We start from the raw sequence: 14,025 nt of genomic DNA, 5'->3' as shown, positions 1-14,025 counted from the left end.
TTTCATGCCAAATCTCGACGCATTCAAACAGCAGGGCGACGTCATCTGGAGCATCGCCAACCTTCTCCGCGGCCCCTACCGCCCGCCGCAATATCGCCGCGTGATGATTCCCCTCACCGTCTTGCGCCGCCTCGATTGCGTGCTCGAATCCACCAAGGACGCCGTCGTCGCCGAACACAAACGCCTCAAGTCCGCCGCCAAGCACGACGAGGCCACCATCGAAAAAATGATCAACCGGAAGTTCAAACTCACCTTCCACAACACCAGCGGCTTCACCTTTCAGTCCCTCCTCGGCGACCCCGACAAACTCGCCGCCAACCTCTCCAAATACATCGCCGGCTTCTCCTCCCGCGCCCGCAAAATCATCGAGAAATTCAAGTTCGACGAGGAGATCGAAAAGCTCGACGAAGCCAACCGCCTCTTCGAAGTCGTCAAGGAAATCGCCGCCGTCGATCTCCACCCCGACCGCATTCCCAACATCGCCATGGGCTACATCTTCGAGGATCTTGTCCGCCGCTTCAACGAACAGGCCAACGAGGAGGCGGGCGATCACTTCACGCCGCGCGAAGTCATCAAGCTCATCGTCAACCTCCTCTTCACGCCCGACGACTTCGTCTACACCAAGGGCAAAGTCATCAAAATCTACGACCCCGCCTGCGGCACCGGCGGCATGTTGTCCGAGTCTGAAAAACTCATCAAAGACCCCGAAACCGGCCTCAACCCCGACGCCCACCTCGAACTCTTCGGCCAGGAATACAACCCCGAATCCTACGCCATCTGCGGCTCCGACCTCATGATCAAGGGCGAGGACGTGAAAAACATCGTCTTTGGCGACACCCTCGGCACCGGCAAACCCAAGGAGGGCTTTCACGACGGCGACGGCCACCCCGGCGAACGCTTCCACTACATGCTCGCCAACCCGCCCTTCGGCGTGGAGTGGAAACCCGAAAAAGACCACGTCACCGGCGAGCACGAAAAATTCGGCTTCAAAGGCCGCTTCGGCCCCGGGCTCCCCCGTATCAACGACGGCGCGCTCCTCTTCCTGCTCCACATGATCTCCAAAATGGAGCCCTCCCCGTCCGACGGCGGCGAAGGTTCCCGCATCGGCATCGTCTTCAACGGCTCCCCGCTCTTCACCGGCGACGCCGGCAGCGGCGAAAGCAACATCCGCCGCTGGATCATCGAAAACGACATGCTCGAAGCCATCGTCGGCCTCCCCGACCAGCTCTTCTACAACACCGGCATCTCCACCTACGTTTGGATCGTCTCCAACCGAAAATCCAAAAAACGCCGCGGCAAAATCCAGCTCATCAACGCCGTCGATTTCGCTTGGAAAATGACAAAAAGCCTCGGCAACAAGCGCAAAAAAATTGGCGATGGCACTGAAAAAAGCCCCGACCACATCGCCGCCATCACCAAACTCTACGACACCTTCCGCCACGACATCCGCGCCACCCTTGCCGAAATCCGCACCAACATCGACACCGAGCGCGACCAACAAAAACCCCGCTCTGTCAGCAAAATTTTTAACAACCAAGACTTCGGCTTCCTCAAAATCACCGTCGAACGCCCGCTGCGTCTCAACTTCGCCGTCACCCCCGAACGCATCGCGCGCGTCCGGCAAACCACCGCCTTCGCCGGCATCGCCATTTCCCGCAAACGAAAAAACAAAAAAGCCATCGAGTCCGAGGAACTCGCTGGCGAGGAAGCGCAAGCCGCCATCCTCGAAGTCCTCGAAAACATGGCACATGGTAGGGCGGCTTCGCCGAAGCCGCCGAAATCCTCCGCCTCCGACGACAACGGCGCGCTCGGCGAGCACGCCCTACCCAAACTCATCAAAAACCGCGACACCTTTGCCGCCCAACTTGATGCCGCCTTCGACGCCGCAGGCATAAAACTCCCCGGCAAACTCCGCGACGCGCTCCTATCCCCCGGCACGCTCGGCGAACGCGACCCCGACGCCGACGCCTGCACCGACAAAAAAGGCAACCCCGAGCCCGACCCCGAACTTCGCGACACCGAAAACGTTCCCTTTCCCGACAACATCGCCCTCCCGCTTCCGCTCGACTACGAAAGCAAGAAAAACAAAGGCAAAGTGGACACCGCCCCGCTCCTCGCCCTCGTCCGCGACCACTGCGAAGTCTATTTGAAAAAGGAAGTCCTGCCCTACCGTCCCGACGCATGGATCGACCACGACAAAATCAAAGTCGGCTACGAAATTCCCTTCAACCGCCACTTCTACGAATACGAGCCCCCGCGCCCGCTCGAAGCCATCGAAGCCGACATCAAAACCCTCGAAACCGAAATCCTCGACCTGCTTAAGGAGGTCTCCGCGTGAGCGAATTCATCCTCTATCACACCGACGACGGCCGCGCCGAAATCCAACTCCGCTTGGAAGGCGGCACAGTCTGGCTGACTCAATTGGAAATCGCCGAGCTGTTCGCAACGAGCAAGCAGAACGTCAGCCTGCATATTCAAAACATACTTGATGAAAATGAGTTAAGCGAAAATTCAGTTGTCAAGGAATCCTTGACAACTGCCGCCGACGGCAAGAACTACCGCACCAAACTCTACCGGCTCGAAATGATTCTCGCCATCGGCTACCGCGTCAAAAGCCCGCGCGGCACGCAATTCCGCCAGTGGGCAACGGCGCACCTGGCCGAATACCTCGTCAAAGGATTTGTCATCAACACCAAGCGCCTTGAAAACCCCGGCGGCTGGGATTACTTTGACGAACTTCTTGCCGAAATCCGAAAAATCCGCGCCTCGGAAAAGCGTTTTTACCAAAAAGTGCGCGACCTCTTCGCGCTCAGCACCGATTACCGCGCCGGCGAGCACGACGCCCAACTATTCTTTGCCGAGGTGCAAAACAAACTCCTCTACGCCGTCACCTCAAAAACCGCCGCCGAAATTGTGGTCGAGCGCGCCGACCCGACCGCGCCCAACATGGCTCTCACCGCATGGGAAGGCGGCCGCGTGCGCAAAAAAGACGTCATCACCGCCAAAAATTACCTGACTGCGGACGAAGTCGACACGCTCAACCGTCTCGTCGTCATTTTCCTCGAACAAGCCGAGCTGCGCGTCAAGGAGCGCAAAGAACTCACGCTCGAATACTGGCGGCAAAACGTGGATCGCCTCCTGCAATTCAACGAACGCCCCGTGCTCGACCACGTCGGCGCCATCAGCCACGAGACCATGAAAACCATCGCCCACGACCGTTACGAAACCTTTGATGCCGCCCGCCGCGCCGCCGAAGCCCTCGCCGCCGACGCCGAGGACATCAAGGAACTTGAAGACGCCGAAAAAACCGCACGCAAAAGAAAGCCAAGCACATGAAATTAACCCTCGAAACCGAAATCCTCGACCTGCTCAGGGAGGTCTCCGCGTGATCATGTCAAATTATTCCACCACGAGAATCACACCCTTAACTGCAAAATGGAAATTCAACTAAAGGAAAAAATACAATGAAACTAACATCATGCCGCGTCCAAAACTACCGAAGCATAACTGATTCGGGCTGGGTCGATATTGACGACATCGCCGTAATAGTCGGAAAAAACGAATCAGGAAAGACCTCCTTTCTAAAAGCACTTTGGAAATTCAATCCATTTGACGAAACGGAATATAATATTGATCGGGAGTGGCCAAGAGGAAGGCGTAAGGAAAAATCTTCAAACAAAGTGGTAGTAGAAACTAAATTTGAGTTCAGCCCTGATGAAATTGCCCAAATTGAAGGTGTTCACGAATCGGCGAAGGGCATCACTGGTGTTGAAATTGCAAGGACGTATGCAGGTGATTACACGCACAATTTCACGCCAAAAAATCCAACCAACGAACATAGTGTGAAATGGGTCGTTGATCTGATCCGAAACAAACTTCCTGAAACACCACAAGGCATCACAGAACATTTTCAAAATCAATATACCACTAAGAGGGAAGAACTCATCGACTCACTAAAAGAAGCCGATGGAAGCTCCCGTGCGCTCGAAAAACTTCCGGAGTTTAAAAATACACTTTCCCGCCTTAAGCATCCTCAACCCCCATATAATCAACAGGATCAAAAGGGAGTTTCCCTGTTAAGTGAAATCATTGATAGTTTGATTACTGAGATCGAAGCTACGCCGTTACTTCGAGCTGTTGATGTTGTGCATGAAATCATGCCGACGTTTATTTATATGGATGACCACCGTGCATTTGCAGGCTCTGCCCAGCTTGACGAAATACTGAAGCACAAAAACGAGGGACGGCTCAGCCCCGATGAAGAAACCATCATCATTATCATGGAAAAATCGGGGCTTAGTTTAGAAGAAGAGGTTGAGAAAGGTGAGGCAGACGATCGAGAGCAACGCATTCTTGATATGAATGATGCAAGCGCGACGCTTACAACTCTGATCGCGGAGCGATGGTCACAGAAGCGTTATGAAGTTATGTTTCAGGCAGATGGACAGCATTTCATCACATTTGTAAAAGACGTGAACGACAAGGGATTGATTCCCTTGGAAGAACGATCAAAAGGGTTTCAATGGTTTTTCTCTTTCGATATGCGATTTATGCACGAGACTGAAGGAAATTTTAAAAATGCCATCATTCTGCTTGATGAGCCTGGGCTGCATTTACACGCCGCCGCACAAAGGGACTTGCTTGAACGGATGAGGGCCTATGCAAATGGAAATCAGCTTTTTTATACAACGCACTTGCCGTTTATGATTGATTTTAAGCGACTCGATAATATTTATATCGCCGAGGAGAAACCAAAAGAAGGCTCAAGGATTCACAAAGATTGGGCATTAGCCGACAAGGATGCCCGATTCACGCTACAAGCCGCGCTCGGTCTATCATGGAGCCAATCGCTATTTGTCGGACAATTCAATCTGATCGTGGAGGGCGTGGATGATTTTTGGGTTCTTACCACATTCTCAACAATGTTTGAAGATGCTGGACAACAAGGTATTGACCAAAGGCTTGTCATAACCCCAGCAGGAGGCGCGAGCAAAGTTGCCTATGTCGGAACAATTCTCAAGGGGCAGGAATTGAACGTTGCCGTGTTGCTTGACTCCGATACAGCTGGGGAACAGGCATTTGAACAGTTGGTTCATCAGTGGATTCTTAAAGATAAGCTTGTCGTCATGGTCGGTGACGCCATTGGCATAAAACCATGTGCGTTGGAAGATCTATTCGGGGAGGAATACTATCTCGAAAAAATAAATGAATCTTATGCTAAAGAACGAGATAAGAGGGTCATTGCGCTGGATCCGAAAACTGCAGGGAAGAAGTCCATTGTTGATCGCGTTGGCGATGCCTTTGCGAAGCTTAAATTAGGCGAATACAATAAAGGACGTGTCGCCAAGCGGATCATCACAGATTTAGGAAAGAAAAGCCTCGCCGAGGTCGATGCAGATACGGTTGGCAAGTTCCGAAAGGTCATTGACGCAATCAATGGTGTTGTCGCCTCTTGGAAATAACCTTGTTCGGAAAAATGAAACTACCTCCATATTCAAAATATAAACCTTCCGAAATTTCTCAACTCGGTGATGTGCCGGAGTCTTGGGATGTCATGCGTGGGCGTTTTGTGATGAAGGTGAATCCGCCTTCTCCTTGCCTGCGCAAACTCAAGACCGAAGAGGAGGTTTCATTTGTGCCCATGGACGCAGTGGGTGAATACGGAGGCATCAATCTTGATCAAACCCGCGTCATTGAAGATGTTTCGAGTGGATACACAGAATTTCAAAACGATGATGTTATTGTGGCCAAAATCACACCTTGCTTTGAAAACGGGAAAGCCGCGTTGGCATCAGGGTTATTGAATGGCGCAGCGTTCGGGACAACTGAACTACATGTGTTGCGAGCCGATTCCAAGTTGAATAATAAATTTCTATTTTACGCTGTGGTATCGGATAGTTTTCGGAAATTGGGCGAGTCGGAGATGTATGGTGCCGGTGGACAGAAGCGGGTTCCTCCAGAATTCGCTAAAAACTTTCCCATGCAGGTTCCCCCACTTTCCGAGCAACACCAGATCGCGGCGTTTTTGGATTGGAAGACGGGGCAGATCGACGCGTTGATTGCGAAGAAGCAAGCTCTGCTGGAGAAGCTCAAGGAAAAGCGGCTCGCGCTCATCACCCAAGCCGTCACCAAAGGCCTCAACCCCAACGCCCCGCTCAAAGACTCCGGTATCCCCTGGCTCGGCAAAGTGCCGCAACATTGGGAAGTCATGAGTCTGCATCATGTCATTCGCATGAAAAGTGGAGAGTCTATTACTAGTTCAGACATAGAGGAAGCAGGTGCATATCCCGTTTACGGTGGCAATGGTATTAGGGGCTTCTTTGACAAATATACACATGATGGGCATTTTGTTTTGATTGGCCGTCAAGGTGCGCATTGCGGAAACATAAATTATGCCTCGGGTAAATTCTGGGCGTCTGAACATGCGGTCGTCGCAAAACCGGATAGAAAGCTATATACAATATGGTTGGGCGAAACGCTACGTGCAATGAACCTCAATCAGTATTCCGAATCTGCCGCACAACCGGGTTTATCAGTTGAGGCAATAGGCCGCCTAAAAATGCCATTCCCTCCTTATGAAGAACAAATTGCTATCGCTAAAAGCATAACAAATGAAACCGTTTTAATTGACAAATTGTCAGTATCGACAAAACAAACTATCGCCCGCCTCGCCGAATACCGCACGGCGCTCATCACCGCCGCCACCACCGGCAAGATTGATGTGCGCAATGTAAAAATCCCTGCGAAGCAAACCCCATGAAAAAGCACATCGAAGCCCGGCTCGAAGACGCCATTGTTGATGACCTCGTCACGCACAGCGGTTATCAATTCATTGATTACCGCAACGGCGAGGCCAAGGATCGTTACGACAAAACCCGCGCCCTCGACCCCGTGCTCGTGCTCGATTTTATCAGGGACACCCAGCCCAAACTCTGGAAGAGTCTCGAAGCCATCCACGGCGCGGATACGCCCGCCGTCGTGATTGACCATCTCGTCAAGGAAATCGACACGCAGGGCATTCTCAAGGTGCTGCGCAATGGCTTCAAATGTTACGGCAAGAAATTGCGCGTCGCCGTCTTTGCGCCGGGCAACCGCATGAACCCTGACACGCTCGCGCTCTACGCCCGCAATGTGCTCAGCGTCACCCGCCAGCTTTATTACGGCGCGGCGCATTCCAAGTCGCTCGACCTCGTTCTCTTCCTCAACGGCCTGCCAATCGCCACCGCCGAGCTGAAAAACCCGCTCACCGGCCAGACGGTCGAAAACGCCAAGCGGCAATACAAGACCGACCGCGACCACCGCGAATTGATTTTTGAGTTTAAGAAACGCACGCTCGTCCACTTCGCAGTTGACCCGGACGAAGTCTGGATGACCACGCGCCTTTCCGGCGACAAAACGCACTTTCTCCCCTTCAATCTCGGCAACGACGGCCACGCCGGCAATCCCATCGTGGGGGGAGCTTCCAGCTCCCCAACAAAGGAGCAGGATGCTCCCGCCACTTTCGGCCACCGCACCGCCTATCTCTGGCGCGAGGTCTGGCAGCGTGACAGCTTCCTCGACATCATCGGACGCTTCATCCACCTGCAAGTTGAGGAAAAACGCATCCTCGCCGACGACGGCAGCATAAAAAAGATCACCAAGGAAACGATGGTGTTTCCGCGTTATCACCAGCTCGACTCGGTGCGCCGCCTTATTGAGCACGCGCGCGCGCACGGCGCGGGTCGCAACTACCTCGTGCAGCACTCCGCCGGCTCCGGCAAATCCAACTCCATCGGCTGGCTCGCCCACCGCCTCGCCTCGCTCCATGACGACGCGGACAAAAAAGTTTTCGATTCCGTCATCGTCGTCACCGACCGCCGCCTTCTCGACCAGCAGCTTCAAAACACCATTTACCAATTCGAGCACAAGCAGGGCGTTGTTAAAAAGATCGACGAGGACACCCGCCAGCTCGTGCAGGCGCTCGCCGACGGCACGCCCATCGTCATCACCACGCTCCAGAAATTCCCCTTCATCGCCGAGACGCTGGAAAAATTGCGCGAGGAAACCCAATACGGCATCACCATCTCCACGAAGGACAAACGCTTTGCCGTCATCGTTGACGAGGCGCACAGCTCCCAATCAGGCGAAAGCGCGATGGAACTCAAAGGCATCCTCAGCGAACATGTCATTGAGGAGGAAGCCGGCAAATACATGGCCGAGCAAGGTCTCGACCCCGACGATGATGCCGACCACCTCGCGGGCGTTGTCCGCGAAATGATGAAACGCGGCAAGCAACCCAACCTCAGTTTCTTCGCCTTCACCGCCACGCCAAAATACAAAACTCTGAAAGTCTTCGACGAGCCCGGCCCGACCGGAGAAGCGCCCTTTCACCTCTACACCATGCGGCAGGCGATTGAGGAAAAGTTCATCCTCGACGTTCTCAAAAACTACATCACCTACGAGGCGTATTACCGGCTCGTGCAAGTGGGCGACGACGATCCCCACGTGCAGCGCAAAAAAGCATCCCGCGAACTGGCGCGCACGCTCACATTTCACCCCGTCAACCTCCGCGCCAAAACCGAGGTGATGGTCGAGCACTTCCGCACCCACGTGAGACACAAGATCGGCGGACGTGCCAAGGCGATGGTTGTCACCGAAAGCCGTCTCCACGCCGTGCGCTACAAACAAACCTTCGACGCCTACATCGCCGAAAAAGGTTACACCGACATCAAAACACTCGTCGCTTTTTCCGGCACGGTCGATGACCCCGAGGCGCCGGGCAAAAACTACACCGAAGTCGGCATGAACGGAGGCATAAAGGAAAGCGAACTTCCCGAACGCTTCGACAGTCATGAATACCAAGTTCTTCTCGTCGCCGAAAAATACCAGACCGGATTCGACCAGCCGCTTCTCCACACCATGTATGTGGACAAAACCCTGACCGGCCTGCACGCCGTGCAAACCCTCTCCCGCCTCAACCGCATGCATCCGGGCAAAGAGGACACCTTCATCCTCGATTTCCGCAACAAGCCCGAGGACATTTTTAAGGCCTTCAAGCCCTACTACGAGGACACGCCCTCCGAGCCGCTCACCGACGCGCAGCATCTCTACCGCCTGCATCACCAGATCGAGGAAACCGGACTCATCCACGAGGAAGAAGTCGCCGCCTTCTGCGAAGTCTATTTCAAGTCAGGCCGCAAGGAAACCGCCCGCGAACACGCGGCGATGAACGGCATTTTGGACAAAGCCGTTGAGCGATTCAAAGCGAACACCGAGGAAACGCGCGAGGAGTTGAAAACACTGCTCGTGAACTTCCGCAACATGTATGGATTTCTCTCCCAAGTCATCCCGTATCAGGATTCCGACCTGGAGCGGCTTTACACTTACCTGCGCTTTCTCCTCACCAAACTCCCGCGCCGCAATACCGGCCCCGGATACGACTTCGGCGACGATGTGGAACTCCAATATTACCGGCTGCAAAAAATCAGCGAAGGCCAAATCGCGCTCAACACCGGCGACGGCTCCCCGCTCAAAGGTCCCAGCGACGTCGGCACCGGACAGGATGACAAGGCGGTCAAATTGTCCGAACTCATCGACATTCTCAACGAACGCTTCGGCACCGACTTCACGCAAGCCGACCAGCTTTTCTTCGACCAGATTCAAGAGGAAGCAATTGGAAGCGAGACGCTGAAAAAAGCCGCCGCCGCCAACACGAAAGAGGACTTTCGCTACGTTTTTGAAAAAGCCTTCGAAGGCCTCGTCATCGACCGCATGGACGGCAACGAGGACATCTTCAACAAGCTGATGAGCGACGGCGATTTCAGGAAGCTCGCGCTCGAACACCTGCTGCACAACGTCTATGAAATGCTGAGAAAGCCCGTGGTGGAGTGATGACGGATTGCCTCGTGGAGCCTGAGTTGTTGCAAAGATTGCAATAACTCAAACCGGGCTCAACCTAACGATACAGAACTCCATAACCACCCGCCCCCATGCCCGACCAACCCGCACCTCATACCAATTGTCTCAATACTTTTACTCTTTGAAACAGACGGTTTTTGGGTAGGGCGAAGCCTCAGGCTGAGCCGGAAAACGCCATGATATTCGAACAATTTCGGCTCAGCCGGAGGCTTCGCCCTACCGAGGGCGCATTTTGCACAGTAAAAAATTCTCCTTTTGCGCATCTTGCGCCTCTTCGCGGCCAAACGGATCGGCAGTTTGAGATTGCCTGTTTGAATCCGCGTCAATCTGCGTTTATCTGTGGTTAAGTTTTTCCCCTTTCAATCGCTCGCATCAGCATCACAAACTCGAACCACACCAACACCCATGTCGCACATACTCATTATCAACGGCGCAAAGCGATTTGCGCATTCCGAAGGCCGGCTGAACAACACGCTCACGGAAATCGCGGAAACGTTCTTTCGCGCAAACGGGCACGATGTCCAAGTCACCCATGTCGATCATGGCTACGATATCGAGGCCGAGGTCGGCAAAATCTTTCGGGCCGACGCTCTCATTTACCAGATGCCCGGCTGGTGGATGGGACCGCCGTGGATCATCAAAAAATACATCGACGACGTCTTCACCGCCGGGCACGGCAAGCTCTACGCCAGCGACGGGCGCAGCCGTCACTCCGACGCCAAATACGGCTCCGGCGGACTCGTCAAAAATAAGCGCTACATGCTCTCCGTGACATGGAACGCGCCCGTGGAGGCGTTCGACGATCCCGCGCAATTTTTCGGAGGAGTGGGAGTGGACGGCGTTTATCTGCCCGTTCACAAGGCAAACCAATTCCTCGGCATGTCGCCGCTGCCCACCTTCATGTGCAACGACGTCATCAAGCAGCCCGACATCGAAGCCGACATCGCCCGCTATCAAGATCACCTGCGCAAGGTTTTCTGTTCCTGACGCTGGACGCGCGATGGCTTAATTCCCATTCTCCAAGCCGAAGACTGCGTTCACGTAGTTGTCGATTGAGAAGGGCTGGAGGTCTTCGGGTTGCTCGCCGAAACCGAGGAAATAGATGGGGAGCTTGAGCTGGCGGTAGATTCCCACAATCGCGCCGCCGCGGCTGGTGCCGTCGAGTTTCGTGAGCACGAGGCCGGTGAGGTTGAAGCTTTCATGGAAAACCTTCGCCTGTTGGATCGAGTTGGAACCGAGGCTGCCATCGACAACAAGCCAGCGATGCTGCGGCGCGGACGGGTCGTTTTTCTGGAGCACGCGGCGGATTTTCGCAAGTTCCTCCATGAGATTCGCCTTGGTGTGGAGGCGCCCGGCGGTATCGACGATGAGGACGTCGCGCTTGCGCGCCTTCGCCGCCTGCCATGCGTCATAAGCTACGGCCGCGGAATCGGCGCCGGTGTGGCTCGCGACGATGTCGAGTTCAAGACGCGCGGCCCAGGTTTTGAGCTGCTCAACGGCGGCGGCGCGGAAGGTGTCGCACGCGGCGAGCACGACGGTTTTGTTGTCTTCGCGCAAGCGCCACGCGAGCTTGGCCGACGTGGTGGTTTTGCCGGAGCCGTTGACGCCGATCATGGCGATGACCGTGGGATTCGGCGCGCCATCGTCGGCGGTGGACGGCGGCGTGTCCTCGAGGCGACCCTCGGAGCCGGCGAGCACGCGGCGCAAAACCGCCGCGCCGATTTCGGCCGCCTGCTGTCCGCGGAGCGTCTTGTCCTTTTTGTAGGCGGACTGAATTTCCTGCAAAATTTCCTCGGTTGTCTCGACTCCGAAATCCGCCGTGTAAAGCGCCTCCTCCAGGGTTTCCAGCGATGAGGCGTCGATTGGTTTGCCGCCAAAAAGCGCGGCTGTTTTCGAGGCAATGGCCGTGACGGTTTTCGAGAGGCCGTCTTTGAATTTTTTAAATAAACCAAACATGGAAATAAGAAAATGGCTGAAAGACTGAATGCGGAAGGAGTCAGGAGTCAGGAGTCAGGAGTCAGGAGGGCGCTGCCGCGCCGATGAGTGTTTTAGGTTGAAGATTCAAATTTAAGATGCGGAAAGGGGCGGAATCCGGCGTTCTGGCGCTCCGGCCGTTGATTTTCTTTTTCAGCCTTTCAGCCTTTCAGCCATTCAGCCTTTCAAAATCACTCGGCTTTTCGGGCGTCGCGTCCGAGCTGGTCTTTAAGCCGGTCGAGGATGCCGTTGATGAAGCGTTTTGAATCGTGCGTGGAAAATTGTTTCGAGAGGTCGATGGCCTCGTTGATGGAGACGATGGGCGGGATGTCCTTGCGATGCGTCATCTCGAAAATCGCCATGCGCAGGATCGCGAGGTCGATGCGCGCGATGCGGTCGAACTCCCAGTTGTGCGCGAACTCCTTGATGCGGGCGTCGATCTCGCCGAGGTTTTCGATCACGCCATTGATGAGCTCCTCGCCGAACGCGTAATGCTCGCGGGGGTTTTGTTGTGATTGGAAAAACACGTGCAAATCCTGCGCGAGGTTCGCGGGCGCGTTGAGGCTCCAAGCGTAGAGAAACTGCATGGCGGCGACGCGGCCGTCGCGGCGCTGGGCAAAGATGCCTTTTTTACCGTGGTTCATTTTTTTGCGGAAAGGGTTTTCTTCAACGCGGCCATTTCGAGCGCGGTGTGCGCGAACTCGCCACCGCGCGAGATCTTGCCGAGGCAGCGCGTTTTTGCCTGCTGCTGGTTTTCGGCGACAATGATGCCGTTGATGACCGGCGTGCGCGTGTCGAGCGCGACCCGCTGGAGCGCGTGCGCGGAGGCGTCGGCGATCACCTCATAGTGGATGGTGTCGCCGCGTATGAGCACGCCGAGCGCGATGAGAACGTCGGGCTTTTGCGAGGCGGCGAGCAGTTGCACGGCGGAGGGCGCCTCGTTCGAGCCGGGCACGCGGTGGATGCGGATGTTTTTTTCCTTAACGCCGGCGCTGACGAGCGTCTCGTATGCCTGATGCAGAAGCGCATCGACGAGCACGCCGTTGAAGCGCGCGGCTACGATGCCGACCTTGAAGGCGGCGCCGTTGATGGATTGTGGCTTGGGCGTGTCGAGACTCATGAGTGAAAAAATGAACCTGTCTGTGTGCAATCGGCGGGCGCGCGGCGCAACATCGAAAATGCGCCCGATCCGCCTTCGCGCGAAAAACCCCGCGCACATTCCGCCTCCCGCAAAGAAAAACCGCGCACAAACGCCCTTTTCCTGTTGATGCCCGCCCCCAAAAACCGCAACGCTTCAATCTTCGTTTTTCAAAACTCAAACCATTTTCATTGTTTTCACGTTCATGTATTCGATCCTGGCAAGTATTTCCGTTGTTGATGTGTTCATGCGCTGCGATCTTGTCGGCAAGGTCATCGTGTGCGGGCTCGCCGTGGCCAGCATCATCGCATGGGCCGTGATGATCGGCAAACGCAACGACCTCGCGCAACTCCGCCGGCTCAATCTCGCCTTCGACCAGCACCTCCGCGACCAGCGATCGCTGCTCGATCTCCCCGAGTCCTACCGCAACAAACGCTCGATCCCCTACGGCGACCTTTTCGCCGACGCAATCAACGCCTACTGGCGCGCCGCCGAGATCGGCAAGGCCAAGGGAATCGACACAAAACAATACCGTCTCGAGCACACCGAAAACGCCCTCCAGCGCGCCCTCTCGCGCCAGATCCTCAACTATGAGTCGAGCATGGTGTTTCTCGCCTCGATCGTGTCCGGCGCGCCCTTCCTCGGGCTGCTCGGCACCGTCTGGGGCGTCATGGAATCCTTCAACGCCGTTACCGTGCAGCAAACCGCCAGCATCCAGACCCTCGCGCCGGGCGTCGCCTCCGCGCTCCTCACCACGGTCGCCGGCCTCGTGGTCGCGATTCCCTCGATGTTCGGATACAATTATCTTTTCTCAAACAACAAACGCCTCATCACCGAGCTCGAAAACTTCGCCAGCTCCCTCTCCGACCGCATCGAGCTCGAATCACAATAAGGGGAAAAGCCTGAAAACCTGAAGGCCTGAAGGCTGAAAAAATCATCCCAGACACCACAAATCTCACACCGACGAAGTTCCGAAATTCAGCATTCAGGTTTTCAGAACTTCAGAACTTCCACCA

Annotated in this window: 10 protein-coding genes; 7 read left to right on the top strand and 3 right to left on the bottom strand. The window is 55.1% G+C overall.

The annotated features are described in order from the left end of the window. Window positions 1–4: 4 nt before the first annotated feature. The 6 genes from M2447_RS02235 (at window position 5) to M2447_RS02210 (ending at window position 10,884) form a co-directional block, all read left to right on the top strand. Window positions 5–2,338: a class I SAM-dependent DNA methyltransferase gene (locus tag M2447_RS02235; protein ID WP_277557228.1), complete on the top strand. Its 2,334-nt coding sequence runs from the start codon at window positions 5–7 to the stop codon at window positions 2,336–2,338. Beyond that, a complete protein-coding gene (locus M2447_RS02230) occupies window positions 2,335–3,336 on the top strand; it encodes a virulence RhuM family protein (protein WP_277557227.1) in 1,002 nt (333 codons plus the stop codon). Before M2447_RS02235 ends, M2447_RS02230 begins: the two co-directional genes overlap by 4 nt. Window positions 3,337–3,464: 128 nt before the next feature. After that, window positions 3,465–5,462 carry an AAA family ATPase gene (locus tag M2447_RS02225; RefSeq protein ID WP_277557226.1) on the top strand — a complete coding sequence of 666 codons (1,998 nt, stop codon included), beginning with the start codon at window positions 3,465–3,467 and terminating at the stop codon, window positions 5,460–5,462. A gap of 14 nt (window positions 5,463–5,476) precedes the next feature. Next, window positions 5,477–6,760: a restriction endonuclease subunit S gene (locus M2447_RS02220; RefSeq protein ID WP_277557225.1), complete on the top strand. Its 1,284-nt coding sequence runs from the start codon at window positions 5,477–5,479 to the stop codon at window positions 6,758–6,760. Further along, a complete protein-coding gene (locus tag M2447_RS02215) occupies window positions 6,757–9,870 on the top strand; it encodes a type I restriction endonuclease (RefSeq protein ID WP_277557224.1) in 3,114 nt (1,037 codons plus the stop codon). The genes M2447_RS02220 and M2447_RS02215 overlap by 4 nt, the downstream gene beginning before the upstream one ends. Window positions 9,871–10,302: 432 nt before the next feature. After that, window positions 10,303–10,884, top strand: coding sequence for an NAD(P)H-dependent oxidoreductase (locus M2447_RS02210; RefSeq protein ID WP_277557223.1), 582 nt, complete (start codon window positions 10,303–10,305; stop codon window positions 10,882–10,884). Window positions 10,885–10,902: 18 nt separating this feature from the next. Here M2447_RS02210 and ftsY read toward each other — a convergent pair whose 3' ends face one another. The 3 genes from ftsY to ribH form a co-directional block, all read right to left on the bottom strand. Further along, window positions 10,903–11,853: a signal recognition particle-docking protein FtsY gene (gene ftsY / locus M2447_RS02205; protein ID WP_108825574.1), complete on the bottom strand. Its 951-nt coding sequence runs from the start codon at window positions 11,851–11,853 to the stop codon at window positions 10,903–10,905. 209 nt (window positions 11,854–12,062) lie between these two features. Continuing rightward, a complete protein-coding gene (nusB, locus tag M2447_RS02200) occupies window positions 12,063–12,515 on the bottom strand; it encodes a transcription antitermination factor NusB (RefSeq protein ID WP_277557222.1) in 453 nt (150 codons plus the stop codon). Next, window positions 12,512–12,991 (bottom strand): 6,7-dimethyl-8-ribityllumazine synthase, encoded by a 480-nt coding sequence (ribH, locus tag M2447_RS02195; protein ID WP_277557221.1) that lies wholly within the window; start codon window positions 12,989–12,991, stop codon window positions 12,512–12,514. The genes nusB and ribH overlap by 4 nt, the downstream gene beginning before the upstream one ends. 223 nt (window positions 12,992–13,214) lie before the next feature. Between ribH and M2447_RS02190 the strand changes: the two genes are divergently transcribed. Next, the gene (locus M2447_RS02190; RefSeq protein ID WP_277509405.1) at window positions 13,215–13,901 is read left to right on the top strand and encodes a MotA/TolQ/ExbB proton channel family protein; all 687 of its coding nucleotides are present in this window, start codon (window positions 13,215–13,217) and stop codon (window positions 13,899–13,901) included. Window positions 13,902–14,025 lie beyond the last annotated feature (124 nt).

The sequence above is a fragment of the Ereboglobus sp. PH5-10 genome (assembly GCF_029504735.1).
Classification (GTDB): domain Bacteria; phylum Verrucomicrobiota; class Verrucomicrobiia; order Opitutales; family Opitutaceae; genus Ereboglobus.
Note: the sequence above shows the minus strand (reverse complement) of the source record. Positions and strands in the feature narration are given on the sequence as shown.